General features: G+C 62.1%; 9 protein-coding genes. 1 reads left to right on the plus strand and 8 read right to left on the minus strand.

Translation table 11 applies throughout. The features are described 5' to 3' along the window. Positions 1-37: 37 nt before the first annotated feature. A complete protein-coding gene (locus tag PSH79_RS15515; protein ID WP_305438221.1) occupies positions 38-4,381 on the plus strand; it encodes a hypothetical protein in 4,344 nt (1,447 codons plus the stop codon). Positions 4,382-4,751: 370 nt separating this feature from the next. Here the strand turns inward: PSH79_RS15515 and PSH79_RS15520 are convergent, their stop codons facing one another. The 8 genes from PSH79_RS15520 to gspK form a co-directional block, all read right to left on the minus strand. After that, positions 4,752-17,237, minus strand: a complete 12,486-nt coding sequence (locus PSH79_RS15520; RefSeq protein ID WP_305438222.1) for a filamentous haemagglutinin family protein — start codon at positions 17,235-17,237, stop codon at positions 4,752-4,754. Positions 17,238-17,413: 176 nt separating this feature from the next. Continuing rightward, the gene (locus PSH79_RS15525; protein ID WP_305438223.1) at positions 17,414-18,517 is read right to left on the minus strand and encodes a substrate-binding domain-containing protein; all 1,104 of its coding nucleotides are present in this window, start codon (positions 18,515-18,517) and stop codon (positions 17,414-17,416) included. A 479-nt stretch (positions 18,518-18,996) separates the two neighbouring features. Beyond that, positions 18,997-20,208, minus strand: a complete 1,212-nt coding sequence (gene gspF, locus PSH79_RS15530) for a type II secretion system inner membrane protein GspF (protein WP_305438224.1) — start codon at positions 20,206-20,208, stop codon at positions 18,997-18,999. Continuing rightward, positions 20,208-21,614, minus strand: coding sequence for a type II secretion system ATPase GspE (gene gspE, locus PSH79_RS15535; RefSeq protein ID WP_305438225.1), 1,407 nt, complete (start codon positions 21,612-21,614; stop codon positions 20,208-20,210). Before gspE ends, gspF begins: the two co-directional genes overlap by 1 nt. Positions 21,615-21,963: 349 nt before the next feature. Then, positions 21,964-24,330, minus strand: a complete 2,367-nt coding sequence (gspD, locus tag PSH79_RS15540; RefSeq protein ID WP_305438227.1) for a type II secretion system secretin GspD — start codon at positions 24,328-24,330, stop codon at positions 21,964-21,966. Continuing rightward, complete coding sequence (gene gspM, locus PSH79_RS15545; protein ID WP_305438229.1) at positions 24,327-24,875, minus strand: type II secretion system protein GspM; 549 nt, start codon at positions 24,873-24,875, stop codon at positions 24,327-24,329. The genes gspD and gspM overlap by 4 nt, the downstream gene beginning before the upstream one ends. Next, a complete protein-coding gene (gspL, locus tag PSH79_RS15550; protein WP_305438231.1) occupies positions 24,868-26,046 on the minus strand; it encodes a type II secretion system protein GspL in 1,179 nt (392 codons plus the stop codon). The genes gspM and gspL overlap by 8 nt, the downstream gene beginning before the upstream one ends. Continuing rightward, positions 26,043-26,999, minus strand: a complete 957-nt coding sequence (gene gspK / locus PSH79_RS15555) for a type II secretion system minor pseudopilin GspK (protein ID WP_305438232.1) — start codon at positions 26,997-26,999, stop codon at positions 26,043-26,045. Before gspK ends, gspL begins: the two co-directional genes overlap by 4 nt.

Raw genomic sequence — 26,999 nt, forward strand, 5'->3', positions numbered from 1 at the left:
CACTCCGTTGCCCCCACCTTCGGCAGGAGTGCCCACCATGCTCATTCAACCGCACAAACAAATCTCGGTTCTGTCCCTACGCGACCCGGAAATCACCGGCGGCCGATTGCTCGATGACGGCACCTGGGGCATCAACCTCGCCGCTGCACGACTCAATTACCCCGACAAAGGACTGAAGATCCAGATCCCGGCCTGGGACAACATGAACCTGATCGACAACTGTAAATTGTTGCTGAACAAAACCATGGTGGATCAAAAGACTCTCACCGATCCGATTGAAATCGGCGAGCGCATCACCTTGTTCGTTCCGCCGCAGCGCTTGCTCAGCGGCGACTGGGAGCTGTCCTACGAGGTCAAGCGCGTCAGCCAGACTGCCGAGCCCGGGCCGACGCTCAGGCTTTTCGTCAAACTCGAATTGCCTGGCGGTCAGGACACCAACCCCGACTACGGCCACTCCGAACTGGCCATGGCCTTCGATCCGCCAGACGTGGTGCGCGACGGTGTCGACAAGGCCACCGCCGAGAAAGGTGTAACGGTCTACGCCAAACCCAAATCCGGCGGTGGCTTGCTCTACAAGAACTGCGCCATCGGTGACGTGATCATCCTCGCCTGGGCCGGGAAAACCGAGGAGTCCGAGCCCGTCACCCAAGAGCAGCTCGACGATCCGGAGGCGCATCCAATCCAGGTGAAAATCGACGAAAAAAAAATCGAGTCGGCCGGGGATTCCGATGGGGTCTCAGTCAGCTTCAAGATCCGCGACTGCGTGTACAACGAGTCCGAAGACTGGTGCGAGGCCGTGCATATCGTCGTCGACACCCAAAATGCGCGCATGGGCGCGCCCCTCCTTGATCAGGCCGACGGCCTCAGTGTAGATCTGGAGAAGCTGGGTGACGACATACCGCGAGTGGCGATCTGGGCGGACGATGTGAATATCTTCGAAAAGAACGATGTCATCCTCCTGCGCCTGAACGGCACCACCGCCGAGGACAAAGAAATCGACGTCACAGTCCGCCAAGCCATTGAAACCACACCACCGACGAGGGTCAACGTCGCGCACAGCAACAGCGCCCTGCGCGCTTTGGCCAAACGCACTGCCGTGTACTCCTACCAACTGGAGCGTAACGGTGCCGTTATCGAGACATTGAAATCCAAAGTCCGCGCCTACAGCGTTAACGGTGAACCGACACGTCTGGCCGCGCCCATCGCGATCGACCAGATCAGTGGTGCGCTCGACCCCGACGCGCCCGAATACCGCATCCGCATCCCCTACGATCCGCTGATCACCCCGGACAATGCCATCGAACTCAAATGGTTCGGCTCACGGCCTGACCTCACCACTTACGACCCGGAACTGGACTGGTATGCCCCCAGCGAAGACGAGGCCAATGATCCCGAGGGGTTCATCGTCACCGTCGCCGGCGAACACGGCAAAACCCTGGAGGGCGGCACACTGGACCTGTCGTACAACCTGCTGAGCGATGAAGACGGCACCATCACTCGCCGCGCATCGCTGCACGCTTCGCTGTTGAACATGGGTGAGCCGCAGCGAGAACTGGCCAAACCCATTGTGCTGGGTGAAAAAGATGGCGTGCTGGAGCCCAAAGACCTGCCCGGTGGCGCCAGCAAAATCACCGCCCCACGGCCGGTGGCCATTCCGACCGAGGCCAACGATATCGTGACTTATTTCTGGAGCGTTGAAGGTAATGAGCCTGTCACCGACTTTAAAAAACTCAACGCATTGTCCAAGGACAAGAACGTGGATTTCCCGCTGAGCGCGGCGTTTGTGGAACAGCATATCGAGCCTAATCGCGGAAAAAAAGTGCAGGTGAACTACGAAATCTACCGGGCGGCCAGCAACACGACCAACTATTCGAATGTGCTGGAGTTTACGGTGGGCATGGTCGCTGCGATCAAGTTGCCCGAAGCCAAAATCGACGAAGCAAATGCAGACCAGTTGAACCCTGACGACGTAACGGGCGGCGCAACACTCATCATTGCCGCCTCGGCACAGTTGAAGGATGGCGACGAAATCAACGTCGTCGTGGAGGGGCAAAACACCTACCTCCATCCAACCTATACCGTGAAGCCTGATGAAGCCGATAAAGAACTGTCGTCAATCGAGCTGCCTCACAGCGTGATCGACGCCGAAGAAGGCGGCAGCATCGCTCTGAGCTATACCGTCAAACGCAAGGCCGGCGGAACGGATGGACCCTCGGAACCGACGGTTTATGAGGTAGCCAGAAAATTCGTTCCGATCGACTTGCCCTTTGCCGAAATCAACGAGGCGAACGGCGATCAGTTGAACCCTGACGACGTAACGGACGGTGCGACAATCATCATTGACGCCTCTGCACAGTTGAAGGATGGCGACGAAATCAACGTCGTCGTGGAGGGGCAAAACACCTACCGCCATCCAACCTATACCGTGAAGCCTGATGAAGCCGATAAAGAACTGTCGTCAATCGAGCTGCCTCACAGCGTGATCGACGCCGAAGAAGGCGGCAGCATCGCGCTGAGCTATACCGTCAAACGCAAGGCCGGCGGAACGGATGGCCCCTCGGAACCGACGGTTTATGAGGTAGCCAGAAAAATCGTTCCGATCGACTTGCCCGTGGCCGAAATCAACGAGGCGAACGGCGATCAGTTGAACCCTGACGACGTAACGGACGGTGCGACGATCATCATTGACGCCTCTGCACAGTTGAAGGATGGCGACGAAATCAACGTCGTCGTGGAGGGGCAAAACACCTACCTCCATCCAACCTATACCGTGAAGCCTGATGAAGCCGATAAAGAACTGTCGTCAATCAAGCTGCCTCACAGCGTGATCGACGCCGAAGAAGGCGGCAGCATCGCGCTGAGCTATACCGTCAAACGCAAGGCCGGCGGAACGGACGGCCCATCGGCACCGGCTGTATACGATGTGCGCAAGGTAGTCGCCCCCGGCAAGCTACGAGTAATGGGCGCTCGATACAATCGCAGCGTATACCGGGCCGCCAGTACCAGCAGGTTACTGATGGCATTCGATGCAACCACCGGCAAACCGCTTCAGGCCGAGTGGAAATACACCGCAGAAAGCAACTGGACGAAGGCGAGTACCTGGTTTGATACCGCCCCACAGGAGCACCTTCAAGTCCGCACAGCAGACGACCAAGTTACACTCAGCGAAGCGAACATCTTCGGCACCGGGAGCGACACGACCATTACCGGTCAAGCAGCATTTGTCGCGTTGCGCGATAAGAATGACATGACTGGTTGGGGCTCCGGCCCCCATGGTGGTGTCATTAATCCTACCATCATTACAATGAACGATATTGTTGAAGTAAGTGCCACGCGCAGCACCTTTGCGGCACGGCGCACCAATGACACCACGATAGCCTGGAGCACCACTGCTGGTGAGGGGAGCGCCATGGGCACAGTCAATCCAGTCGGATTCGTCCGGATCGTCGGTAATATCGCTGCATTCGCCGGTATAAGAGCCGATGGGACGGTGGATGCCTGGAGCGCCGCTGCCAACGGCGGAGTGACCACTGCCGAAATCCAGGCTGTGACCAACGCTGTCGACGTCATTCCTGCGGGGCAAGCCTTCGCCCTGAGACTCGCAACCGGACATGTAAAGGCTTGGGGATTACCCGCCAATGTCGGAACCGTACCCGCGCCAATCGCTTCACTCGACGATATCGAAGACGTTATCGGCAATCCCTATGCCTTCGCAGCGTACCGGGCCAATGGAACCCTTGTCGCATGGGGCAACGCGACCAATGGAGGTAATGTACCTGCCCCCATTGCCGCCATGACGGACATTAAAAGGCTTGCCTGTGCCAATAAGTTCAGTTTTGTCGCCCTGCGCAGAACCAATCAGGTCATCGCTTGGGGACCTGCCGCTCAAGGTGGCGACGTTCCCCAGTTGATCTCGACACTGACGGACATAATTTCCGTCGTTGCCACTTGGAACTCGTTCGCAGCGCTGCGCGAAAATGGTCATGTCGTTGCCTGGCCGGAGACCAGTGCCGACGGCAAAGTGCCCGATGCCATTGCGGCCCGGGATGATGTTGTTCAGGTGGCAGGGACGTCTCACGCTTTTGCCGTGCTGTTCAAAGATGGAACGGTGGCGGCATGGGGTAATGCCACCGTGGGTGGGGACACAAAACCGGTAGCAGATCAATTGACCGACGTCCGCGCTATTTACACCAATACTCACGGGTTTACCGCGCTCACCGCTGACGGTCGGGTTGTAACCTGGGGTCAACCTACGGGAGGGGGTAACAGTAGCACCGTACAGAATCAACTCAAGGGAATGGTGTCGTACCTCGCTACACCGGCTTCTCGGGGTATTGCGCTCAAATTCAGTCGTTTGAATAAAACAGGTGCATCAGTCTGAAACAAGGCCGTGCTTTTCATGCGGCGCCCCTCTAGGCGCCGCATGGGCTGACGCTGCACTCATGGGCATCGTATGGCGCACTCGTTGAACCCGCGGTCATTCCGTGTTCACCGCAAACCAGCAAAGTTTTCCACACCGCGCATCTCGATACTGCCCCTGCTCTACCCGGAAATTCCCGGCGGTCGAGAACTCGACGACGGCTGTCGGATTGAGGCAGCCATGGGGAACACTTGCTGAATGATCCGGTGGCACTTCTGTCCTATTCGCGAGCGGGCTCGCTCCCACAAGACTTTCAGTGAATTCAAGTGTATTTGAGCAGGTAAAAAAAAGGCGACCAACCGGCCGCCCAAACGTACTGCACGAGAGTCTTTTACAAGGTCAGTTGTCCACGCTCCTCCTCGGTCAACTGCTGCTTCGCCTGTTCATCCAGCGCCCCTGCCCCCAGCACTTGCACCGGGCTGTTCGGGTTGTAACCCGGGGTTGGTGCACGGCTGGCACCATCGCGGGACGGGGTCAGGTGCTCATTGCCGAAGCTCAACACCTGCACGGTGAACACCGACGCCTGATTCTGCCGCGCCGCCGCTTGTTGCTGACGCGCGACATCTTCGGCGGCCTGGGTGGCGGACGATGCGGCGGAACTGGCCGAGGTGATCGCGCCAGTGTTGACCGCCGAAACCACCGGCACACCCGTCGCCTTGCCCTGCACCGAGATGTTGGCGGCGTTGACCACCGTCAGCGCGGCGATGTTGACGTTGCCTGACACCCGAATGCCCGCCTCGCCCGCATCGATGGTGCCCAACGGCGCGATCAGGTCGATGTCGCCCGGCTGCACTTCCGCAATCGGGTTGAGCGTTGCGATACCGGCACCGGTGCTCGGCACCGATGGCGACAGCGACACGTTGCCCCAAGTGTCGTAAATGCGTTTTGGCGGGGTGTAGACCACGGTGGTTTTCGAACCGCGACCCGCGTTGATATCACCCTCGGCCGACCAACCGAGAATCGAGCCACCGAAGGTGGTCATGATCCGGCTCTGGCCAAGCAGAATGCTGCCCTGCGAGTAGAGCTGAATATTGCCCGAACCCTGGGTGATGATCCCCGCCGTCGATGGCGGTGCCGCGCCTTCGATGCCGAACACCTGACCACCGCCCGGCGTAAGCATCTGGATGTCGCCGCCGAACAGGGTCTTGACCCCTGCTCCCCCGTACATCGTGATGTCGCCGTCGTAACGGATCGGATTGCCCGCCACATCAACCGTCGGGAACAACGCCGCAATCGCGTTGCGACCGCGCAGATAACTGCCCTGACGCGGCCCGTCGACATCGTTGTATTCCAGGCCACCGGCACGCAGTTCGGCGAAGTACACCTGGCGGGCGAAGATCGCCTGCTCGGCGCTCGGCAGTGCGGCGAAGAAGGCTTGCGCCTGTTCTGCGTCACCACTGAAGTCGTAGCCGAGGGTCAGCCAGCTCTGCAATTCGTCCCCGTAGGTCTTGACCACTTTGCCCGGTTGAGCGCTCAACGAGGTATCCGGATTGGCGAGATTCTGCGCGTTCAGATACCGGGCGATGAAGCGCGAATAATCCGGACCCTGCGCGCCTGCGCCGGCCTGCAAGACCACGCTCGCCCCCGGCCGTTTATCCCCGGCCACCACCGGCCCTATGCTGTTGATGCTGGCGCGATTATCCATAAGGATGTTGCGCCCGGCATTCACGTCCAGAACCCCTGGCCCCGCGATGTCGAAACTGCTGTAAAGGATGTCGCGCCCGGCCGAAACCCGAGAGACATCGCTTGGCCGACTGTGCACGAACAGATTGCCGGTAGACTGGATCTGTTCGTTGTTGCGCCCCATGCCCCCGGTGGGTGCAAACGTGGGTTGCCCCAAGTTGGTACCGGACGCCACGATGTCGCGCCCCGCCACCATCCAGACCGGGCCTGCCGATTCATACCAGGTGCGTTTCGTGGTCGCGAACGCCAGCGTTTCACCCGTGCGAATACCCACCAGATCACCGGTCAATGCATAGAAACGCGCCGGCCCCTGAACACTGCTCAAACCCGAGTAGCTATCAGGACCAAAAGCAAACAGTGGATAGCGCGTATTGGTCTGCGCCAGCACACCGTCGCTGCCGGCATTACTCATGACCGGTCGACTGGAGAGGTTGTTGCTGTAGCCATTGAATGCAGGCGCAAACGGTGTAGCGAGGGCTGATGGACTGGCACCTGACTGGTTGATGGCGTAGCCACCGGCATAGATCGAATCGCCTGCGATCAGCTCAAGCTGCCCCGCGTTCGAAGGCGCCAGCAGCAGCGAATAGGTCAAGGCCGGTGCTGCGTTGCCTACACCGTAAGCCGCTGACGGCCCGAGATAAATCGAACCCTGACCAGCGACGGCGCGCAGTATCGACGGGATCACGTAGCGATCATCGGTGGGCGAGGTGTTAAGCCCGTCGATTGTCCCCTGCCCGGTGGTATCCATCAGTTGAGTGTTCGGTGTCAGATTGCCGCCCGCCGAGAACAGATCGATGGCGGTGTGATCGGTCCACAGCGAAAAACCAGTCAAGCCGCCCCCCGCGTGGTAAACGCCATCGGCCGTGGTAAACGGTGTGGAGTTCTGCAAACGCACACGGCCTGGGTCAGTCGCACCACCCAGGACCAGATCACCTCGGGTATTGAGGCGCATGCCCGAGTCGCCGGGAATCAGCACCACCCCGCCACTGGCATTACTGGCGGTCGAATTGAACGGATCGAAGGCACGCGTTTCCCGTGGATCGTGAAACAGCGCGGACGCGCCGTACTGCAGATTGATCCCGCCCAATGCGGCGCCCGTCAGTTGCGCCGCACCGCGCAGGTTGATGATCGCGCCCTGCAAGTCATGTGTCGGCGTGCCGCTGCCCGACAGGCCGGCACGTGCTTGCAGAGACGGATTGAGGGTGCCACCCAGACGAATATCCAGGTCGCCGCCCCCGGTCAGCTGCAGGTTGCCGTCGCTGTCTACCCGGCCGGTGCTGCCGACCGCCACGATCAAGCCTTGGCTGCGCGGGTATGTCGAATACTTGTCGTCCCCCATGGACTTGAGCATGCCGGCATCCCCGGCGGCACTCAGGCTGAGGTTACCGCCGCCCAACGTACCGAAGCCGGTAAAGCCCACCAGATACGGCTTGCTTTCCACGCCCAGCATTGGCAAAGGTTGCGCAGCGTAACTGCCGAAATTGATCCACCAGGCCGTCGGCACATCGTTGTTGCCGGTGCCCTGGCGCCACAGCCAATTGCCGACCGCGACACTTGGAACCTGCTCACGGGTACCGTCGCCCGTGCCGACCGCACGACGACCGAGCACATCACCGGACACCGACCCGCCGGCATTGATCGTCAGATTACCGCCCATCTGCGGATACCAGGCCTGGTAAAGGCTGGCAGTGCCGCCATCGACCCATTTTTCGGCATCGCTGCCGGCGCTGCCCAACACCGAACCATCCGCCGACAAGCGCCCTCGCGCCTGGTTGTAACGCGCATCGACGTTGCTCGATTGAGTGCCGGCGGTGTACACGCCAAAAGGTGAAGCCATGCTCACGTTACCGGCAGCCATCAGATCCAGGTCGCCGGTGCCGGTGCGCAAAACGCTGAACATCTGCGTATGGGCTTCGGCGCTCTTGCGCGGATTGTTTTCAATGCACAGCGCCGGATCGATGGTGCACCAGAACAATTCGTCATCGTTCATCGGCGTGTAATCCGGCATGCCCATCCAGTTACCCGGCGCCCACACCGTGCGCGCCATCGGCGCACAGGCGCCTGGCGCGATGTCACAGAGCACGAGGTATTCCTCGGGAACCGGCTCGTACGGTGTAAAGCCATACTCGTTACCCACGGCCCAGACCAGTTTGCCGGCCACCTCGACCATGGTCAGACCGTAATGGGTGTCCGCCAACTGCAAATGCCCGGCGCTGGCCTGAGGCTTCACGGAACGGCTGTCGGCCGCCGTGAGATCAGCCCCTGCCACCATGCGCATCGACCACGACGCACTGCCTGCCGGCAACATGCTGGCGATTGCCCAGTTACGACCTTGTTGTGTGCCGTTGGAGGGGCGCAGATCCAGGAACACAGTGCCGTCCGCCAGCTTCACATCGGTCATGGAGGGAATCAGCGAACCACGCAACAACTCCAGCGTGGTGCTCAGCATGACACCGACCGTTTTATTGTCGGCATCGACAGCGCCCGGCAGCGGCACGCCTTTGGGCCAGAGCAGGGCCTGCAATGCGGTGGCGTTGTTCAGGCGGATACCCGCGCCCAAACGACTGCCGGCCGGCAGGGTCACACCGTTGTCGAGCAACGTGCCGGCGGCATACAGCAGATTGCCCGCCGCGTCGTGCACATCGCCGGCCAGCACGGTTCCGGCCAGCAGCGTATAGGCTGCGGCCAGCGTGCCCTGTGCGGGTAACACCGTGCCCGCTGCCAGCGTGGCGGCCTGAATCGGCAAGTCGTAGTTCAAGGTGGCGCCGACCGGGAAAAGCGTACCTGGGGCAAGGCTGACCCCGGCGCCCGGCACGATCAGGTCGCCGCCGAACGGCTGTATGCCCGGCACCAGTTTCCAGCCGGCGTCGTCTGCGGTTTCCGGTGGCGGCGCAAAACCATCGTTGATGCTGCCGTAGATATCGAGGTTGCCGCCCGCCCGGATCAACAGGCTGCCCGCTTCGCCGCTGCCATACACCGAGGTGCGGCGAGTGTGCGGGTTGAGGCTGGCATAGCGGTAGCCGGACAAGTCGAGGTCGCCCTGCACCACCAGATCACCCTCGGCGGTTTTGCTGACGATTTCGACACCCGGGCGCAAGTGAAACACATCCGTATAGGCCGCAGTGTTGAGGCCGGCCAGTTTGCGTTGCAGCAGATCACTGTTGTTCAGCGCCGCATTGATAAAGTCGTCGCTGTCCGTGTGAATGCGGTCCAGGTAGGCCTGATCGATCACTTGATACGCACGACCGCTGGCCGCCGGGTCGGTGCCGTCGGCGGCATCGCTGTAGCGACGCACCGCGTTCAGCCCAATGGAGCGGGCACCTTGAATATTGACGGCACCGCTGGCATCGATGGCAATGTCATTGCCACCCAGGCGCGGTGCATTCAGCTCCAGCGTGCCGCGTGACAAGCCGTCGCGTTGTCCCGCCAGATTTCCAGCCAGCGCATCGGTGCCGTGGCGCAGGTCGATTCGTGCGCCGGCCGCCAATGTCAGCACGCCATCACCGGAATTGAGTTCGACCATGGCCCGGTTCGGCGCGTCGATGATTTTGCCGTAGCTGTCGACACGTAGCACCCGGCCATGGGCATCCAGCACCGCGTTGCCCGTCAGGCTCAAACCGTTTTTGCCGGCCAGGCGAATGCTGCCGACCCGTTCGCCGCTGGCGTCAATCAGCCCGGCCACCGTCAGGCTGCCGCTGTCCACCGAGACGTTGACATCGCCGGCCTTGAGCCCGTCACCGATGACCAGGTCACCCTGCTTGAACTGGAAGCTGCGGCTGCCGCTCACCCCGCCTGCGTTCAGGCGCTGGTTAAGGCTGGCGAAGGCCTGGCTCAAGTTGCCCTCCAGACGCTGGGCGCGAATGTCCACGCCCCCGGCCTTGTACGGCACCCACGTGCCGCCCGCATCGTAGTAGCCGCTGCTGGTGCCGACGATCTGCCCTTGCAGGTCAACCTGTCCGGCGTCGCTGTCCAGCGCTACAACGCTCAGTTGGCCTGCCTGATTATTGACCGCAGACAGATCGATCCGCGAACCGGCCGACTGACGAATATTGCCGTGGCTGCTCTGCAACGACACATCGCCGCCCCAGCTGTATTTCTTCACATCGTTGAACGGCAGAACGCGACCGGTCATGTCCACTTGCGCACCGCTGCCAAGCGTCAGATCGTTCTCGGCATTGACCAGCAGTTTGCCGCTGGCCAGCACGATACGACTGTCGAGCGCAACGTTGCGCGCCGACAGACTCAGTTGCGCGCCGAGGGCATCCGCCACCGCCGTGGTGGCGGTGCCGCTCAGGGTCAGGTTGTTGCCGGCCTTGAGTTCACTGACCGAGGCAGCTTCCCCGGTGAGCAGTGGCGTGCGCAGATTGAGATTGCCGCCGCTGTAGCTGAAACCCGTGACCGCGTTGTAAGCGCCTTGGGACTCGTACACCGCCAGGCTGCCCTTGTGGTTGGCGGTGATGCGCTCGCTGGCATTGAGGTTGACGTTGGCAAAACCGAGGGTCAGTCGGTTGTTGAGATCCAGCCCGTTGGGTTGCGGATTCGGGCCATAACCCAGTTCGATCCGTTGCGCTTGAATATCCAGCGTGCCGTGCCCGTTACCGGCGCCGTCCTTGACCACGGTGCCCGGCGTTTGAGTGGCGCCGTTCCAGATCAGATTCCGGGTGCGGATCGTTGCCACATCGCTGACGTCGCCCGAACCGTAGATGGCCGGGGTGCCCAGCACCAGATTCTGCAATCGGCTCTGACCGGTCTGTGGGTCAAGCGTGTCGAGGGTGACATCGCCGAAGAAGTTGAACGCATCGCGGGCCACCAGGCTCAGGGTTTCCAGGGCTGGCGCGCCGTATTGCGTGTCGCCCTGCAACAGGCGATCCAGCACGTTCTGGTTCAGTGTCAGGCCCGCGGGCAGACGACCGCTGGCCGCTGCCAGTGCCTGCGCACTGCCGGCATTCACCACGCCTACCGAAAGTCCCAACTGGCGGGTGCCGAAGCGAACGCTCTCGCCCAGTTCGAAGTCTTTGTCGGTGGCGGCGATGATGCTGCCATTGGAATACAGCAACGCCGGGGCCGTGCACTCGGCGGTCGGACAGGTGCCGATACGAATGCTCCCGCCCCCGCCCTCTGCAGGCGCAAGAACCGGCGTCCAGCCATTGGAGACCACCAGCAGGCTGGATCGCTCCGGTACATAGACGAAACCGGCCGCGGCATCATACGGGACGGCACCTCGCCCCAACGTACTGATGCCCGCTCCCGCATCGATGGTGATGCCGCCACTCTCGCTGTTGGTGCTCAGAACAACCTCCGGCGCCGACAGGATTGCCCCCTCCCGCAGACGAATGGCAGAGGTATTGCCGAGCACCTTGATCGAGCTGCCCTCCGAACCGTAATACACGGTCGGGGTGCCACCGATGGTCAGACGTCCGGCATTCAACCCGTTGAGGGTGTCGGCGTACAGCGATACACCGGCGAACCCGGCCGTTCGCGTATGCCCCGTGCCAAGAATCTCGAACTCACCGCCGGTATAACCGCCCTGGACGACAGCGGTGCCGACCACCCCGCCGTCGGCAGGCTTGAACAGCACTTGCCCGGCGAAGTCGAGGGCCGTGTCATGGACGCCGCCGCTGACCATGCGCAGGTGCAGCGTGTTGCCGTCCAGCGGGGTGCGGGCGCGCGGCAGACCGCGTCGCGCAGCATCGTTGAGGACAAACTGGGTGAACCCGGTTTCGTTGTACTGCGAATAGCGCCGCAGGACATCGGCAGACGACACAATCACCTGGCTGGGCAGACTGTCGCGAATACCGGTGTTGGCAATCGACATCTGCCCGGCCGTGGTCCACGAACCATTGCGCAACTTCAATGCACTGCCCATGGAGCCGGCCATCGCCTGACCATTGATTTCAACCCGCAAGGCCCCCGGCAACAAGGCGAAGGTCGACGGCAACAAGGTGTAAGTGCCCGGCGCCAGTCCGGGAATACCAGCCTGAAGCGTGATTTGCTGGCCGATACGCGGATCGACCGCGCCGGCCTCGGCCAGCATCGGCGCGTAGCGGCTCTGGTCACCCGCGACGATGGCATACACGGGGTTGCTGGCCAGCCCCGGCAGACTGAAGGTGCCATCGGTGGCATTGCGTACCAGCGGATTGAAACGCGCGTCGGTAGAGCCGCCTCGCCCGGACACAAAACCGGCCCCGCGCAAATCGCCGCCCCCCGAAAGATCGATCAGCGCTCCGGCCTGCACATCGGTGTATTGCGCATCGAGTATGACCCCGGAAGCCGCACCGGCAATGCCATTCAGAATCACCGACTTGCCGTTGTATTGATAGTCGATGCCGTCGGTGGTGCCACCATAAGGCATGACCAGTCCGGCGGCGCTGACAGACGTCACGCTCCCCGGCAGAAGATGAAGTTCACGGGTTTTGACAATCGCGTCTTCACCCAGGGAAATAAGTCCTAACGGCGCACGAATGACGCCGCCCTGCTCGATCTGCCCAGCGCTGAGTGTCAGGCTGCCGAACACCGAGTAAGGCAGTGTCGTCGGCGCCGGCCCGTGGCTGCTGATACGCAACGTATGCTCCGGCACCGATCCGGCCTGGCTCTGATAACCCACGCGCACTTCAGCCAGGACACCGCTGGCCGGATAGATTTGCGCTGCACGCAAGTGCATATCGCCTGGCGTCCACAGACGGCTTCGCTGCTGCTCATCGGTCGGCGCGAGAAATCTCATGTCGCCTTCGCTGTCGAGCGTAACCTCACCGAAGCCACGCCGACTGACCTTGAGCGCGGGTGCGCCCGCTTGCACAACAGTTCCTTCGGTGCCGAAAGACAGCGACCCGCCCACATCCAGCAGGTTCGCGCTGGCGTTGAACCGTGCCGTGGACAACTGCTCGGTCGGGTTGCTCAGGACCCGTGGACGAATCTTGGCGTCCGAACTCAGGTAAGTGCCTATCCCGGACAGGCGCAGATACGGCGCACTGAGGTTGACCTGGGTGCTGTCCTTCGCCGAATCGGCCAGCGACAGGGAACCGGCGAACAGGCTCAAGCTCTGCCCCATGTGCAGGTCGACATCGCCCTCAAACGACATCAAGCCGTTGCTCAGCAGACTGACGTTATCGAAACCGCCACTCATCAACTGATCAGCACTCAGGCGCGTACGCCCATAGCGTAAAAGTGGTGAGGCTTCGCCCGCTTGCAGCGCCTGCGGCAGTGCCTCCGTGGGCCCCTGGCCGATGATCAGTTCCCGCGGCACCCGCACCGCATTGCTCACAAGCGTTGCGCCGTAGGCCGGCGTGTCCAGGGCGATTTCCAGACGGCCGCCCGCCGCGCCCGCACCACCGGCGTTGGCTTGCAGACTGCCTTCGAGGAACAGGCCATTGTAGGAACTCAAGGCAATGCGTCCGCCATCGGTGGCCACACGAACCGACCCCTGCCCGGTATTGTCCAGCACCGCTTGCGTACCGGAAGCCTCCAGACGCGCACCTTGACGGACGATGACGTACGCATCGGCGGCGGTCGCGGTGACCTTCTTCGCATCAATCTCGCCACCGAGGATGATCGAACCGCCCTTGCTAACCTGACCATAAACCCTGCCCAACGCATCCACCGCCGTCGCGGCCCGACCGGCGACGTCGAGCACCGCATGCTCACCGATCCAGATCGAACGGTTGTGCGCCGTCGGGTCCGCCTCCTGCAACGACGTTGCCACATCAATCGAGCCGAATTGCTGCTGGCGGATATCAATGCTGCCGCCCCAGGCGTTGAGTTCACCATCCACCGTGATCTGGCCGGCTCCGCGCAAACCGATGCGCTGGCCGGGATCGACACTGATACGTGCGCCCTGGCCAATGGACAGCGGGCTGTTGGCAGGGTCGATCAAGCCGGGAAGCGTGGCGCCTGCCTGCAATGCGACGGAGGCGCCAGCCCTTTGCGTCAATACGCCCTTGAGCGGATTTTCCTGGAATAGCGTCGGCGTCCATCGCTCAAGCGCATTGCCGGGTGCCGAACCGGACGGCACGTTCGCGGCGGATTCGGCGAATCGATAGACCGGCATCAGCACATCGATGGCGGTGTCATCGGCCACTTCAAGGCCCTTCAAACCGACGATGTTGTAAGCGCTGAAGCCCGAGCGGAACAGTCCCGGCGCCAGACGCAAAGTCTGTTCATCGGCGCCAGCGCCGGCCGAGCCGATCCGTACCTTATTGGCCTGAAGAGTCAGCGTACCGCCACCGCTCACGCCGTAACCCTGAATGTCACCATCAAGCACCATGTGTGACTGGTCGGGCGCGCTGTTGGCGCTGGATTCAAGGGTCACGTCGCCCCCCTTGCCGCCACGGGTCTTGCCGTTGGCCAGTATCGCGCCGCCCGACGAGACATCGACCAGGCTGCCGCTGGCCAACTGGATGTCGCCGCTGCTGCGGATCGACACCGTCCCGCCGTTGATGTAGGCGAGGCTGCCAGCATCATCCGGGCTGCTCGGCAGGTTGCTCCAGAGACCGTGAGTCTGCAATTGCACACCCTGTGCAACGGTGACCTGCGCCTGTTTACCGGTCGGCACCGACAGGCTGACATCATCGCGTCGATTCGTGGCGAGCTGGTTCAACACGTTGCCCAGATGCAGGCTGCCACCTTGCGCAATCAGGTCGGCGTTGACCTGTACCTCAGGGCTGAACAGCGTGATGTCACCGCCGTTGTCCACCGCCACGCCGTCATTGACCTCAATGCTGTTTTTGGCCGAAATCTTCAGCGCCCCCAGCTTGAACCCATTGAGCAGCCCAGCATCGAGAAACAGTTTGCCCTGGCGTTCTTCGGGGACCGCACCCGCCAGCCCCGAGGTCGAACCGGTGTCACGCGCGCCCCCCACTTGCACGTGATCCAGCAACGGGCCGAGCTGATAAAGCAAACCCGCACTGGCGGCGACATACGCCGCATCGTAGCCACCGACGATCAATTGGCCGCGTCGCGCGCGGGCGGTCTGCGCCTGCGCATACCCATCGAGTCCGACTCGTGGCGCCTGGGTTTGCCGTTCGCCCTGAAACACCTCGCCCAACAGTTGACCGTCCAGCACGGCGTTGCCCGTGGCAATCACCAATTGCCCGGCGTCACGGCCCACGGTGTACCCGGCTTCCTGACGCCGCGTCGGCGCGATCAGCGGGCTATAGAAATACTCGGTCTGGCCCCAGCGCTCGCTATGACTTTCGTAACCCTTGTAAAGACCGCTGTAGAGAATGTCGCCCGGCGCACGGGACACTTCGTATAAGCGCCCGTCGGCACCGCGCAGCCAGCTCTGGCGAATCTCGCCGCTTTGCACATCGAGCGTGCCGCCGGACAAATTGATCAGCGAGCCTTTTTCGCTGACCACATCATTACCGGAAAATCTCACTTCGCCGCCCTGAGCCATCCACTCACCGATGCCGTGGCCCTGGGTGCCAAGGTAGCCGCCAACTTCCAGCAGCCCGCCGGCGGTGTACCAGCGATCGGTGGCGTAACCGTTGGTGCCCGCCGGCACGAAGACCAATTCGCGGACATCAACCCAGACATCGTTACTGTTGAGCGCACCGTTCTCGCGATTGACCGATGCATCACGCTGCTCGTTGCCCTGCACGTTGATCTTGATGTTGTTGGCGTCCATGGCCACTTTCACGCCCAAAGCACCGGACACATCGATCACCGCCCCCTCGCGTACCAGACTGCGCTGCCCGGCAGCCACAGCGACCTGGCCACCCGTGGCGAGGGTGATCGAGCCACGTTGAAATTCGACGGTGCCACCGCTGCCGATATCGATGCGTGACTGGTCACTGCGAATCCGGTTATCGGCATTCACGCCGATCAGTGCTGCGTCGCGCTGACTGTCAAGGGCGGTCAGGTCGCTGCTGTCGAGCAAGATTGCACTGACACTGCCCTCGCCCAACGTCACACGGCCCTGAGTGTCGGTGGCCGGATTGAGCAAATGCACGGTGCCACGTGTCGCGACCGAGGTGCTCGCCAGCAGCACGCCGTTTTGCACGATGTCGCGGCCGGTCAGGGTGATGTCGCCCGTCGCTGCCTGAATCAGGCCGGTGTTGCTGACCTTGCCGGTGCTGTCAGCCTTGAAACCGGGAGTCACCTCACTGCCAAAGGTCGTGGAGTAACCATTACCCTCGGTGCCCGAGCCTTTACGAATGTAGAAGCGGTCACCCGCGCCGAGGACCGTCTGGCCTTTGGCGGTGCTGATAGTGCCGTCGTTCTGCACCTCCTTGCCGAGCAACAGGGTGTAGCCGCCGGAATCGGTAGAGAGCGCAGGTTTGCGCGTTTCTATCGCAGCACCGCGCTCCACCAGGACCTTGCCGGCGGCGTCGGTGAAGGTCGGCTGGCTTCCCTTGCTGTCGAAATACAGACCCCGATCGCGGAACTGCACATCGCTGATATCCGCTGCCGCCGCCACCAGGTTACGCACATTGACCTGACTGCTGCCGCTGAACACGATGCCGTTACGGTTGATCAGCATGACGGTGCCGTCCGCCTTGATCTGTCCCTGGATCTGGCTGGGACGCGCGCTCGGATCATTGACCCGGTTGAGCACCGCCCAATTGGACTGCTGGGCAAACTCCACCGTGGTATTGCGCCCGACGTTGAAGGTTTCCCAATTGAGAATCGCCTTGTCGGCCGTCTGCTCAATCTTCACCGAGGTCTTGCCGTCGGCCTGGGTCTGCTGCGGGCCTTTGGCGTTTATCCAGCCCTGGGCCAAGCTGTTATCGACCTTGAGGCCGCCCTCGCCCAATCCATCCGGGACGACTTGCACGCTGCCCAACGCAGCGGCGCGCCCGGCCGCTTGTGCGGCTTGCTGGGCAGCGATCGCCGCCACCGTGTTGTTGAGTGTCTGCAACGAACGCTGTAGCTGCTGGCTGGCCCGCTGCTGCTGGGCCAGCGGTGGTGTCATTCCCGGCAAACCGCCAACGCCGGGTCTCGTCGCCGCTGCTTGCTGTGCCGCACCTTTGGCGGCAAACCAGCTTGAGCTGAACGCGGTCGCGGCCTCGGCACTACCCGCCACCAGACACAACGCCATCGCTTGGGCCAGTGGCTTGAGCAACCACAGGGCCGGATCGCCAACGCCACGGTTTGCGGGCTGGACACGGGTACTGCGACGGGAGGTGCGAGCGAGCATCACTACAGATCCTTTTTGATTGCAGGTCGGTTCAGCCCTGCTGTTACGACATAGGCAGTTGGCGAGCATCACGACCGAACGGATGTCACACAAATTTCATGTTCGAGGTGTAAATCGGCAAAAAAAATGGCAGCAGCCCGAAGGCTGCTGCCATTTCATTGCGCGTGAAACGAGGCTTACAGAGGACGACCAATGCCGTTGCAGGTGTTGGCGTTGTTGATGTCCAGGTTGTTGCCCGAGCTGTTGGTGATGAAGTTGGCGGTCACAGCGGTTTTCCAGTTGTTTGGAACCGGCGTGAAGCTGTGAGCGACGGTGGCAACGTTGTTGCCCGGATTGCTGTAGTGAGTGGTCAGGAAGGCTTTGACATCAGCGGCCACGGCTGCGTCCTTGTAGCACTGGCCGAAGATGAAGTTGGTGTAAGCCACGATTGGATAACCGCTGGCCGGGTTAGGCACGACCGGCGCCCACTGAGCCGGGTTGCCCGGTGCGGTTGGCAAGGCAGCAGTGCTGAGGGCCAGGGTCACGTTGGCGTTTGTTGGCTGTACGCCATTGATGCGGGCCACCAAGGCGTTGCTGGTGGCGTTCACGCCGTCCGGACCGACATAACCGATGGAACCGTCCACAGCATTCACGGCAGTTGCCACTTCAGCGGTGTTGGCGACACCGACCCAGGTCGATGGCAGAGTAGAACCGGCTGGCAAGCGAGCATTGGTGAAGGTGGAGTTGACGGCGAATTTGCCTGGGCAAACGGCATTCAAGTGACGGCTGAGGATTTCAGTGGTGCCACTGGAAACGTTGCGGTAAACCACACGGATCGGTGTGGTGTCGGAGGTGCCCAACAGGGTGCCCCAATCGGTCACGCTACCCGACAGCGCGTTGCACAGCTGAGTGCTGGTCAGGTTAAGCGCAGTCTGACCGGCTTTCTTGTAAGGAATGGCAACCGAAGTGGCCACCGATGGCAACTGGATCAGCGGGCCGTAGGAAGTACCGAAGTTAGTGGTGTAGGTGCTGAGCTCGGAAGCGCTGAGAATCGAATCGCTACCGGCGAAGTGCACAGTGCCGGTGGTGCTGAACTGTGCAGCGTTGTTGGTCAGGAAAGCGCTTTTGCCAACGCCGCTACCGGTCACGGCGTAGCTGAAGTTGGCAGGCAGGATGCTGTTGGCAGAACCTTTGTACAGAGCGGCAGGCAGTGAAGCGCCACCACCGGTTACGGCCATGGCCTGGGCAGAGGCCAATGCGGCGACAGTCAGTGAGGCTGCGATCAGAGTGCGCTTGAACATGAAGAATCTCCTTTTCAACGTTGGTTGTGAACACAGGTTTTCAGGGAACTTGCATGACACTGGGAGGACTCACCGCCGACCTTCGCAAGCGGGGTCCGTGGTTAAGTCGCACTGAGAAATTCGCAGTTTCCGGTGACAGATAAAGGAAAAAACCTCGGGAGCTGCGGGGTGATTTTCGTGGGGGTTTCTCGGGTGTTTGCGAAGGTCGAGGGTGCGTCTGGATCAAGTGTTTCGCGCAATCGGGCTGGAGCCTTTGAAGGGCCGTTGCAGATGACAGAAAGGAGAACCCGAGGATGGCGGGGTTGGGGCTCGGGTGGTAGGCAGACCGGTGAAAGTTATTTGAGCAATTTGTTGGCGGGACCGTCCCCATCGCCGGCAAGCCAGCTCCCACAGGGTGCAGGGTTGTTAATGCAATCCGGGGTACAACACAAAAGCCGGCAAGCCAGCGATGGGGCCGGAGCAGACAACATCCAAGCGCCCTACTGCACCAGTTGGTTGATCTCGATGATCGGCAGCAATACCGCCATCACAATCACCAACACCACCCCGCCCATCACCACAATCATCAATGGCTCAAGCAGCGCCGTCATACCCATCGCCCGTCGCTCGATATCGCGAGACAGGGTTTGCGCCGCCCGCTCGAGCATCGGCGGCAGCGAACCGGTTTTCTCGCCGCTGGCGATCAAATGGATCAGCACCGGCGGGAACACATTCTCCACCCGCAGCGCCGCGGCAAGGTTGACGCCCTCGCGCACCTTGGCCGTGGCATCGCTGACACTCAGGCTCAAGCGGTCGTTGGACAAGGTCTGGCGCGCTGCTTCCAGCGCCCGTAACAACGGCACCCCGGCGCCACCAAGAATCGCCAGCGTCGAAGCAAATCGCGCGGTGTTCAGCCCCAGTATGAAACGCCCGATCAACGGCAACTTCAGCACCCGATGATGCCAACTCAGGCGCGCCGCCGGATTACGCAAATACAAACGCCAACTCCAGAACGCCCCGGCCATGACCGCCGCACACAACCAGCCCCACGCGCGGATGAAATCACTGGCGGTGAGCATCGCCAGCGTCAGCCCCGGCAGATCCTGACGGGCCTGGGAAAACGCACTGACCACCTGCGGCACCACATAACTGAGCAGGAAAATCACAATACCGATCGACACCAGCCCGACCACGCCGGGATAGATAAACGCGGTGAGAATCTTGCCGCGCAAATTGTTGCGCTCCTCAATGTAATCGGCCAGCCGCTCCATCACCTGCGCCAGATCGCCGGACTCTTCCCCTGCCGCGATCAACGCCCGGTAGATCTCGGGAAAGTCCCGTGGTCGCGCGGCTAAGGATTCGGCCAGACGCATACCGCTGCGCACGTCGGCCCGCACGGCGCTGAGGGTGTGGGCGATGTGCTTATTTTCGGCCTGCTCGACCGTGGCACTCAACGCCGCTTCCAGTGGCAGACTGGCGCCGAGCAGGCTCGCCAGTTGCCGCGTGGCCCATGCCAGATCATTGTCCGAGAGTTTCGCGCTGAACAATCCGCCACCGCCATGCTGGGCGACGTTGCTCTCTTTGTGTACCGACAATGCAGTCAAACCGCGCCCGCGCAAGGCACTGAAAGCGGCCGTTTGACTGTCGGCCTCCAGATGGCCGGATTCGATTTTGCCGCTGGCGTCGGCGGCTTCAAAACGATAGCGATTCATCAGGCGTCCCGTGTCACACGCAGGATTTCTTCGGGGGCAGTGGCGCCGCTGCGAATCCAGCGCTCACCGTCCTCGCGCAGGCTGAACATGCCGGCCTTGGCGGCAGCGGCGCGCAAGGCCTGCTCCCCTGCCCCTTGGTGAATCAGCGTGCGGATGTCGTCGTCGATGCAGAACAACTCGTGGATGCCGGTGCGGCCGCTGTAACCGGTCTGATTGCACGCTGCGCAACCGACCGGGCGCCAGGTGCCGGGCGCGGTGGGGTCTTCTTCCTTGCATTGATTGCACAGCCGCCTCACCAGTCGCTGCGCCAAAACCCCGAGCATTGACGACGCCAACAGAAACGGCTCGACGCCCATGTCGATCAAGCGATTGACCGCCGACACCGCGTCGTTGGTGTGCAGCGTCGCCAGCACCAGGTGACCGGTGAGCGAGGCCTGCACGGCGATTTGTGCGGTTTCCAGATCGCGGATCTCGCCGATCATGATGATGTCCGGGTCCTGGCGCAGAATCGCTCGCAGTGCCAAGGCAAAGGTCATGTCGATCTTGGCGTTGACCTGAATCTGGCTGATGCCCGGCAGATCGTATTCCACCGGATCTTCGACGGTGAGGATGTTACTGGTGCTCGCATCCAGCCGCGCCAGCGCCGCGTAAAGGCTGGTGGTCTTGCCGCTGCCGGTCGGCCCGGTGACCAGCACGATGCCGTGGGGCTGGCGGATCAGGTGATCGAGTTTGGCCAGCACCTGCGCGTCCATGCCGAGGGTTTCCAGATGCAGACGCCCGGCCTGTTTGTCGAGCAGTCGCATCACCACGCGTTCGCCGTGGCCGGTGGGCACCGTCGAGACCCGAATATCAATCGGCCGCCCCGCCACGCGCAAGGCGATACGGCCGTCCTGCGGCAGGCGTTTTTCGGCGATGTCGAGCTGGGCCATGATCTTGATCCGCGACACCAGCGCACCGTGCAGCGCCTTGCGCGGCGAAACCACGTCGCGCAGCGTGCCGTCGACCCGATAGCGCACCACCGAATGGGTTTCGAACGGCTCGATGTGAATATCACTGGCCTCATCCCGCGCGGCCTGGGTCAGCAAGGCGTTGATCATGCGGATCACCGGCGCGCCGTCCTGGGTGTCGAGCAGGTCGGTGATCTCCGGCATGTCCTGCATGAGGCGGTCGAGATCGACTTCGTTTTCCGCGGCACCGACCACGGCGGCGGCGCTGCCGGTGTCGGCGTAAGCGCTGGTGAGCAACCCATCGAGTTCATCGTCGCGCACGCGTTCGACCTTCGCCGCACCGAATTGCCGACGCACTTCACTGATCGACCAACCCGGCGTCGACGGGCACACCGTCAGCACCCCGTCGCGCAGCAGAATGCGTTGGGCCTTGGCCCAGGCGTAAGGCAACAAACTCATCTCATGCTCTCCCCAACGCGAATGATCTCCCCCGTTGCAATACGCCCCCCTGTAGGAGCTGCCGCAGGCTGCGATCTTTTGCTTTGGTTTTTTTCAATGCCGCTGAAGATCAAGATCAAAAGATCGCAGCCTGCGGCAGCTCCTACAGATCCAGCGTTGTTCCGGATCCCTGTGGTGATTCGATCTCCTGTGGCGAGGGGATTTATCCCCGATCGGCTGCGCAGCAGTCGTAAACCCGCAAAACAGGGTATGCCTGGAGAAATCGGGTTGCAGGATTTGGGGCTGCTGCGCAGCCGATCGGGGATAAATCCCCTCACCACAAAGGCATCACACATATTCAGAGCCGGTTTCATAAAGAGGGCCCGGGTTGGATTGGCACCGCTTTGATGGTTGCTCTGGGGCCTGTGGCCGGCACACCTTGCGCCGCCGGCGGCAACTGCGGTGCCTGCATGTCCGGCATTGCCCAACTGCGTTCCGGTTGCAAGCCACCCTGCGCCCGGCGCATGAAGTCGTAGCGATTGAGCGTAATGCTGCGCCCCGCTTCGCTGTCGCGAATGATGTACGGGCGCAGGAACACCATCAGGTTGGTCTTGGTGATCGCCCGGCGTTCGTTGCGAAACAGCGCGCCGATGCCCGGAATGGTCGACAGCCACGGCACCGCGTCATTGCTCTGGCTGTAGCCATCCTGCAGCAAGCCTCCGAGCACCATGATCTGGCCGTCGTCGAGCAAAATGCTGGTGTCGATCGCACGTTTATTGGTGACGATGCCCGCCGCTCTCGCGCTGGTGGACGCACGTTCGTCAATGCTGCTGACCTCCTGATAAATATCGAGCTTGACCGTACCGCCCTCGGAAATCTGCGGGCGCACGTTGAGCTTCAAGCCAACCTCTTCGCGGGTCACGGTCTGGAACGGGTTGTTGCTGGTGCCACCACCGCCAGTGACGTAGCTGCCGCTGACAAACGGGATGGTCTGACCGACGAAAATACTCGCCGCTTCGTTGTCCAGCGTCAGCAGGTTCGGCGTCGACAGCACGTTGGTGCCGCCCTTGCTCTTCAACGCGCGGGCCAGCACCTTGAGGTCGAGAATCTTGCCGATGCCAGGAATATCGACCGTGCCGTTGACGTAGCCAAGGTTCAAGCCCTGCGGCAGCACGTCGATACTGGTCTTGCCGCTGAGATCAATACCGGAACCACCCAGATTCGCCCCGCCAATCACGCCGTTGCCCCCCAGGTTACCGGTCTGCCATTGCACACCGAACTCACTGGCATCGTCCTCACCAACTTCGACGATCAGGCTTTCGATCACCACTTGTGCGCGACGCTGGTCGAGCAAGTCGATGACCTCACGCAGGTTGCGATACAGCGGCTCAGGCGCCGAAATCAGCAAGGTGTTGGTGGTCGCATCGGCCTGAATCGTCACGCCGCCAGCGCTGAAGGCGACGTTCTGTTCGCTGGCCTGAGTGCCGCTGCTACTGGTCGGGCTGCTGCCCTGCGCATAACTGCCGCCAGTGCTGCCATTGCTGGAAGTGGTCGAGGTCGTGCCGCTGGTTGGCGTGCCGCTCTGAGCGCTCGAACCGCCATTACTGCCATTGCTGCCCATCGCACTGAGCACCGCACGCGCACTGTCGCTGGTACCGCTGTCGCTCTCGCCAGTGAGCAAACCGCGTAACGCCTGCGCCAGTTTTGCCGCTTGCGCGTTACGCAGATACACCACATGCAGGTTGCTCGGGTTGCTCTGGGCGTTGTCGAGTTTGTAGATCAGGTTGCGCGCCAGCTCGGTACGTTCAGGGCTGCCGGCGCGGATGATGATGGTGTTGGAACGCGGGTCGCCGATCACCGCAATTTTCTGCGTCGGGTCGTTGCCCGGCGCATCCAGCAAGTCGGCCACCATCGGCGCGATGTCGGCGGCGATACCGTTCTGGATCTGCACCACGTCGGTATCGATGGCGCTCTGGGTGTCGATGCCGGCGATCAGCTGCGCGACGCGATTCAGGTTCTCGGCGTAATCGGTAACGACAATCGTGTTGTTGCCGGGATAGGCGTTGATCGGATTGTTCGGCGAGACGATCGGGCGCAACACCGGAATCAGATTCACCGCGTTCTCGTATTGCAGGCGGAACGTGCGGGTCAGCATGCCGTTGCCAGCGGGCTTGTCAGCGTTGTAGATCGGCCCGCCAAGCAGCTTCGCGTCGGCCTCCGGCACCACCTGCGCAACACCGCCGACATCGACCACCGCAAAGCCTTGCATGCGCAACGCCGACAACAGCATGTCGTAAGCCTGACGCGCCGGCACCTGCCCTTCCGAGACCAGCGTCAGAGTGCCCTTGACCCGTGGATCGACGAGAAACTGCTGGCCGGTCGAACGCGACAACGCGCGCACCACCGCTTGAATATCCGCCTCGACAAAATTCAGGGTCACCGGTTGCTCACCCAACGGATTGCTCGGCAGCGTGGCCCCGCGTGCAGCGCCGCCGCCACGGCTGCGCTCGGTGATGTTGTGCAACTGCTTTGGCGCCGGTCTGGCCTGTGCCTGCGCCCGCTCGCGGTCGAGTACCGCATCACCGCTGCGCTGAGTGTTGGCCAATGGCCGACCGAGTTCGCTATCGACCAGCAACGACGGCTGATCCTGCGGTGTGCTGGTGTTGCTGCACGCGCTCAACGCCATCAGCAACATCGGCAACGCCAGACGTGCCGGTTTGGATCCTGACCCCTTCATGAAGCTTCCTTAGCGCCCAGCGCCTGATCCATGCGAACGGTGCCTGACAAAGTGCCGGCAGTGACTTCGGTCGAAGCGTTGTCGGCGCGTTGCAAACGGGCCTCGACCACTTGCAGAGAAAGTTGCGACGGGGTGCTCAGCAGCCAGTCGAGCACCGCGTCGGCCGGCGCGGCGTCGAAGGTCAACTGCCATGAACCGGCATCCGCCGCCTGTAATTGATAGTGCCCGGCCAGACCACTGGCCAGCAGCGTTTGCTCCAGAGCCTGGCCGACGCTTTGCCCGTTCGGGCGCACGCTGACGTCGCGCAACAGCACCTCAAGCGCTTCGGTCTGGGCGCGTAACTTCGGGGTTTCAGTTTGCCAATAAGCGATTTTCTTCAAGGGTGGCTGGATCAGCGCAACCCAAGTCAGCAAACCGAGCAGCGCGATCGCCATACCGCCGACCATGCGTTTCTCGCGCAACGCCAGCGGCTGCCAACGGGCCTGCAACTGACTGTTGAAGCGCTGCCAACGGGCGCGATACATCGCAAGCGCGGCCTTATTCATCGTCTGCCTCGCTACTGTTGTCTTCGGTGTCACTGGAGCTGGCTTCAGCCGCTGGGCGCAAGGTCCAGCCCTCGTCATCGGCCGTCACGCTGATACCGGCCTGGGTCAGGGTGCTTTGCCAATCCTTGTCACTGCCGCTGCGACGGGCGTCGGTCAGCAGGCTCAGTTGCAACGTGCCGTCGACATAGGCCAGACGCTCAACGCTGCCGGCCATGAACGGCATGCCGGTGCCCGCCTGCAACACCAGGCGACTGAAGTTCTGCGCCGGATCATCGACCGCGCCTTTTTGCCGTACCGCCAATTGCTGGCGAGCCTGCTGCAGCGGATTGAGGATCACCGGCAATTCGGGGAACGCCTGCTTCACCCGCAGATTCATTTGCGCCTTGAGCTGCTGTCCCTGACTGGCCTCGCGCGCGGCATACAGATTCAAACCGATCACCCACACCGCCACGGCCAGCGCCGACAACCCAAGCGCCCGCCCCCAACCCCGATGTTCAGTGACTTGCTGTTGCAGCGCACCGTGCAAGCCCCAACCCGGTACCGGCCCGGTCCAGCGCTGGGCTTCGCTCATGGGCAGTTCGGCGCCCGGTGGCGGCGCGGCGCCGATCCAGTGCAGCGTTACGCCCGGCTCCCACAGCGAGTTGTCGACGCCTTCATCAAACAACGGTTGCACCCGCGCCGATTGCAGGCTTTCGCGCAGCAGCAAATGACCGTCCTGCACACACGCGACAAGGCCCGGCAGCACCGGCAAGCTGTACGCCGCCGGGTACAGACCGCGCAGGTTCAGGCCGGATTGCTTGAGTAACTGCGCGAGGTGCAACAGGCGTTGACGCGACGCCCACGCAATCTGCACCCGCCCGGCTTCATCACGCGGACTGTGGGCAATGTGCATCTCGCTGCTGTCGCCGAGCATCAGCGCTTGCGCCGCACACTGCACCGCTGCCGCCGTTTTGTTGGCCGGCAGCGGCGGTAAATCGATGCTCGCCACGAGGCTGTCCGCCGGGTGCAGAAAACACAGCAGCGGCGGCAGTTTCGGCAGCTGAATCAACTGCGCCAACGTCAGCCAGTCTTCACGGCTGACCTGGCCCTGGCGATCCAGCCAGGCGCAATTCACCGTGCTGCCCTGCTCCAGCTCCGCCAATGGCGGCAGCGCAACCCTTAACTGAGTCATACGCCCACCCGCGACCAGATCACCTGCGGCAAACGATCCTGGCTGCGATGCAACAACGCCTCGAGGCTGACCCGCCGCTGCTCACGGCGCGCTTCACCGCGCAGGCGAAACCAGTCACTGGTGATGCCGACCTTGACGCTGCTGACTTCCAGATTTGGCATGCGCAAGCGGTTGACGAAGTCGCCACGGTTGATAAACCAGCGCCCGGCGTCGCGCTCATTGATCAACGCCTGCGCGCGCTCCAGGGACAGCCCCGGCACATACGCCGCCAGCACAGGTGCGGTGGCCGTGTTGCCGTTAACCCAAGTGGTCGCGGGGATCACCGTCAGGTACGGCGCCAGTTTGCCGATCACCGCGTCATTGACGCCGTCGACGCTGCGCAAATCATCGAGACTGCGCAGCATCGGCAGCGTCGGATTTTGTGGCTTGCGCGAGGCGTTGGGCGATGTCGCCCGACCGCTGTCGAAGCCGTTGTTGTTCTCGGCCATCTGCGGATTCAACAGTCGCGGGTACGACTCGATCACCCGCTGACGGATGCGCTGATTCAAACCGGCGCTGACCCCGATCAACTCGCACAAACGCTGAAACGCCTGCACCTGCGCTTCATCGACACGCTCGTTGGCCACCAGATTGCGCAGGTTGAACTTGCCCTGCTCGTCCTCCAGTCGCCCCTCGAAACCCTGCGCCACCAAGCGCTGTGCCCACGGCTGATCGAGCCGGGTCAGCGGATCGCGCTGGCGTGCGTCCCACAGCAACTGACGGCTGATCTCCAACCCGCCCTGCACCACCCAACGCCCCTGCACCCGCTGCTGATCGGCCTCCAGCGCACGGGTCGACACGCTCTGACGCGTCAACATACCCGCCGCAATCACCGCCACCACGGCCGCAATCAGCAACGCGCTGATGATCGCCATGCCTTGCTGCTTCGCCCCATCAGGCGAATGTCTGTTCAT

It is taken from the genome of Pseudomonas sp. FP2196, from assembly GCF_030687715.1.
In the GTDB taxonomy this organism is placed as follows: Bacteria; Pseudomonadota; Gammaproteobacteria; order Pseudomonadales; family Pseudomonadaceae; genus Aquipseudomonas.